At 78.7% G+C, this 4,180-nt stretch carries 3 protein-coding genes and 1 pseudogene; 3 read left to right on the top strand and 1 reads right to left on the bottom strand.

Annotation, left to right across the window (positions count from 1 at the left end; translation table 11 throughout):
- A partial coding sequence (locus PSR1_RS22085; protein WP_059439488.1) for a carboxypeptidase regulatory-like domain-containing protein occupies nucleotides 1-1,468 on the top strand: 1,468 nt, incomplete at its 5' end.
- Between the two features lie 53 nt (nucleotides 1,469-1,521).
- Here the strand turns inward: PSR1_RS22085 and PSR1_RS22090 are convergent.
- A complete protein-coding gene (locus PSR1_RS22090) occupies nucleotides 1,522-2,430 on the bottom strand; it encodes a DUF4142 domain-containing protein (RefSeq protein WP_237758199.1) in 909 nt (302 codons plus the stop codon).
- A gap of 254 nt (nucleotides 2,431-2,684) precedes the next feature.
- Here PSR1_RS22090 and PSR1_RS22095 point away from each other — a divergent pair, with 254 nt between their 5' ends.
- Both PSR1_RS22095 and PSR1_RS22100 read left to right on the top strand, forming a co-directional pair.
- A complete protein-coding gene (locus PSR1_RS22095) occupies nucleotides 2,685-3,128 on the top strand; it encodes a universal stress protein (RefSeq protein ID WP_059439490.1) in 444 nt (147 codons plus the stop codon).
- 242 nt (nucleotides 3,129-3,370) lie between these two features.
- Nucleotides 3,371-4,180 (top strand): annotated as a pseudogene (locus tag PSR1_RS22100) (ATPase); the annotation flags it as partial.

Genomic DNA, 4,180 nt, shown 5'->3' on the forward strand with positions numbered 1-4,180 from the left:
GTGGGGGCACAGCCCCGTCCAGCTCGACGCCGCGGCGGGCCGCCACGTGCGCGGCATCGAGATCCACCTCGCGCCGGCGGCGGAGCTCGAGGGCCACGTCGTGGACCGGGACGGCGCGCCGGTGGCGGGCGCGAGCGTCCGGCTGCTCGGCGCGGCGGGAGAGGCGGCGCTGGTGCCGATCCCCGACCGCTTCACGAGCGACGCGCGGGGCGTGTTCCGGTTCGCGGCGCCGGAGGGCGCGGTGCTCGAGGTGCGCAAGGACGGGTATCTCCCCGGGCGCGCCGACATCGGCCCGCTGGAGCGCGTCAACGGGCGCGTCACCGTGGAGCTCGGCCCCGCGCACCGGCCGCTGGGCGAGCGCGCCCCGGTGTCGGGGCGCGTGGTCGCGAGGGGCGCGGGGCCCATCGCGGGCGCCCTGGTGACCGCGTCGCCGGAGCGCGTGCTCGGGCTGGACGACGCGCCCACGGCCCAGGCCGTCACCGGGGCCGACGGTCGCTTCGAGCTGCCGCCGCTCGACCCCGGCGCCTACCGCGTGCGGGCGCGGGCCGAGGGGCGCGCCCCGGCGGCGCTCCGCCGGGTGGCGCCGGGCGCGAAGGACCTCCTCCTCGAGCTGGCCGCCGGCGGCCGCCTGCGCGGCTGCGTGCGGTCCGCGGCGGCGGGCTCGCCGGTGGCGCCGTTCACCGTGCTGGTGCTGGAGCGCCGCGGCCCGTTGCGCCTGGTGCCGCAGCGCACGCGGTCGGTCATCGACCCGTCGGGCTGCTACGCGCTCGACGACCTCGCCCCGGGGCCGGCGACGGTGGTGATCACCGCGCCCGGCTACGCGCCGTCCGGCGAGCGGGCGGTGGAGATCCCCGGCGACGGCGGCGAGGCGGTGATGGACGCGGCGCTCGAGTCCGGCGGCCGCCTCACCGGCGTGGTGCGCGACGACGTCACCGGGGCCGCCATCGCGGGGGCGCGGCTGTCGGTCGAGGGCGCGCTGCCCAGCGCGGCGGCGTCCACGTTCCCGGTGCTCTCGGAGGCGGTGAGCGCGGCGGACGGGACGTTCGCGCTCGCGGGCCTGCCGGCGCGCTCGTCGATCTTCGTGGCCGCGGCCGGCCACCACGCGCGCGTGCTGGGCGGCGTGCAGGTCGAGCCGGGTGGCACCGCCGGACCGGTCGAGGTGAGGCTCCGGCCCACCGCCGACGGCGAGGAGCCGCGGGTGGACCTGGCCGGCATCGGCGCCGTGCTGGCGCCCTCGGGCGACGGGCTCGCGGTGGCGCAGGTCATCGCGGGCGGCGGCGCGGCCGAGGTGGGGCTGGGGCGCGGCGACCTGGTGCTGGAGGTGGATGGGCGCCGGGTGGCCGAGCTGGGCATGGCCGGCGCCATCGACGCGATCCGCGGGCCGGAGGGCACCTCGGTGCTGCTCAAGGTGCGGCGCGGCACCTCGACGTTCGACGTGCGCGTGCCCCGCCGCCTGGTGCGCGGATAGCACGACGGGCCGGGAGCGCGCAGCCCCCGGCCCGTTCGCACGGGACGCCAGCCTCAGTGCGTGCCGCCGCCGCCCGTGCCGGAGCCCGAGCCCGCGGCGCCGCCGGAGCCGGTGTCGGTCGTGCCGGACGAGCCGGAGCCGCTGCCGGTCGTGCTGCTGCCGCTCGAGCCGGTGCCCATCGAGCTCCCGTGCGGCTTCCGCGCCTGGCGGCTCGCGCCCAGCGCCTTCTGGGTCTGCTGCGCTTCCTTGAGGTGCCCCTGGAGCGTGCTGTGCGTCTGCTCGAGGAAGGAGGCGAGCTCCTGGTGCTGTCCCTGCCGCGCCTTCTTCGCGAGCGCGCCGACCTCGCGGGTGTCCTTCCGGTGGTCCTCGAGCATGTCGGCCATGTAGGCCTTGTCGAACGCGGCGCCGGTCTTGGACGTGAGCTTGTCCAGGCGCTTCTGGGCCTTGGTCTGCTCCTTCTGGAACGCGCTGCCGTTCAGGTCGATGCCCATCTGCTGCGACGTCTGGGTGAGCTGCTCGTCGGCCTTGCGGTGGTCGTCCACCATGCGCTGCGCGAACTGCTTCACCTGCTCGTTCTGGGCGTGCTGCACGCCCATCTCGCCCATCTGGACCTCGGACAGGTTGGCCGCGTGGAGCTTCTGCAGCCCTTCGTCCAGGTCCTTGGAGACCTTCGCCGAGCCCTGCGCCGAGGCGCTCGAGCCGGTGCTGCCGGTCGCAGCGCTGCCGGTGTCGCTGCCGCGCGTGGCGCTGCCGGCGCTGCTGCTGCCGGAGCCCATGCTGCCGCTGCTGCCGGCGCTGCTGCCGGAGCCCATGCTGCCGCTGCTCCCGGCGTCGCTGCCGGTGCTGCCGGCGCCGGAGGAGCTGCCCGACTGGCCGCTCCCCGTGTTCCCGCCCGATCCGCCTGCGCCCTGCGCCACCGCCTGGCCGGCGAACGCGAGCGCCGCCGCGAGGCCTGCGGCCATACCCCAACGATTCCATCGCATCATCGATCGCTCTCCCTTGGTTTCCATGCGTCGGCGAACAAGGTGGAGAGGGGCCGAGCGATCCGCACGCTCCGCCCGAGCGTCCTCCCCCCGGGCAGCGGTCCCGGGGCCCGTGCCGCGATCGTTTGCCGCGCCCCGCGTGCCCGCGCCGCTCCGCCATTGCAGGGGCTCCGCGCCGGTGGGACGATCGTCCCGGCGAGGTGGCGGTGGTCCGCTCGGCAGGGAGGGAGCCCATGGCGACCTTCGCGCGCATCCTGGCCGCGACCGACTTCAGCGAGGCCTCCCGCCGCGCGCTCGCGCTCGCCGCGGCGCTCGCGCGCGAGGCGGGCGCCGCGCTCACGGTGGTGCACGTCTGCGAGGTCCCCGGCTACCGCGACGAGGGACCGATCCCGTACGACTTCGCCACGCCGCTCGTGGCGGACGCGCAGGCGCGGCTCGACGCGACGCTGCGCGATCTCGAGCGCGAGTGCCCCGGGGTGAAGGGCGTGCTGAAGCTGGGCACGCCGTGGCAGGAGATCCTCGCCACCGTGCCGGAGGCGCGCGCGGACCTGGTGGTGATGGGCACGCAGGGGCGGCGCGGCGTGGCCCACGCGCTCCTGGGCAGCGTGGCCGAGCGCGTGCTGCGCCTCTCGCCGGTCCCGGTCCTCACCGTCCGCGCCCGCGGCGGCGGCGACTGACCCGGAGGCCCCGTGATCCTGCCGATGACGCGGGTGGAGCTGGTCGGGCCGCGCGACGCCCTGCCCGCCGCGCTGGGCGTGCTGCAGGCGCAGGCGGTGGTCGAGCTCCGCGCGCGGGAGGCCGGCACCCGCCCGCTGGCGCCGCCGGAGGAGCCCGCGCCGGAGGAGGCGGCGCGGGCGGCCGGGCGCTCCGCCGGATCGAGGCGCTGGACGCGCGCCTCCCGCCGGTCCCGCCGCGCCCGGTGGGCGCGCGCGCCCCGCCGCCGCTCCCGGCGCTGCCGCCGCCCGGCAGCGACGCGCTCGACGCCCGGCTCGCGGCGCTCGAGCAGGACGTGGCCGGGCTGGAGCGGCGCCGCGACGCGCTCGCGCGCGAGCGCGACGCCACCGACCGGTTCGCGCGCCTGCTGCTCGCGGTGGCCCCGCTGGATCAGGGGCCGGCGCTGGGGCCCGCCCCGGAGCTGCACGGCGTGCTGCTCCGCCGCGACCCGGCGGTGCTGGCGCTCCTCGAGGCGGAGGTGCGCCGCGCCTGCGACGGCGCCTGCGAGGTGCGGTCGAGGGACGTGGACGCGGAGTGGACGGGCGTGCTGCTGCTCGTGCCGCGCGAGCGATCGGCCGCCGTGGCCGAGCTGCTCGCGGCGCGCGGGGTCGAGGAGACGGCGCTCCCCGCCGACTACGCCGGCAAGCCCATCGCCGCGCTCCTGCCGCTGCTCGCGGCGCGCCGGCGCGCCATCCCGGGGGAGCTGGCCCGCAACGCCGAGGCGCTGGCGGCGCGCGCGGCGGAGCTCCGCCCGGCGCTGGCCGCGGCGCGGCAGGCGGCCGCGTGGGCCGTGGAGCGGCGCGAGGCGGTGGCCCGCTGCGGCGGCACGCGCTTCGCGTTCGTGGTCTCCGGCTACATGCCGGAGGAGCGCGTCCCGGCGCTGCGCGCCGAGGTGGGCGCGGCGCTCGGCGGCCGGGTGGCGGTGTTCGCGCGGCAGCCCGAGCCGGCCGAGTGGGGCGAGGTGCCGGTGGTGCTGCGCAACCGGCCCCGGGTGGCGGCCGTTCGGGCGGGCTCC

Origin of the sequence: Anaeromyxobacter sp. PSR-1 (assembly GCF_000964525.1) — a bacterium.
Classification (GTDB): Bacteria; Myxococcota; Myxococcia; order Myxococcales; family Anaeromyxobacteraceae; genus Anaeromyxobacter.

Coding starts and splice junctions, on each gene's coding strand:
- PSR1_RS22090 (WP_237758199.1), bottom strand. CDS start 2,430: ATGGCCGCAGGCCTCGCGGCGGCGCTCGCGTTCGCCGGCCAGGCGGTG.
- PSR1_RS22095 (WP_059439490.1), top strand. CDS start 2,685: ATGGCGACCTTCGCGCGCATCCTGGCCGCGACCGACTTCAGCGAGGCC.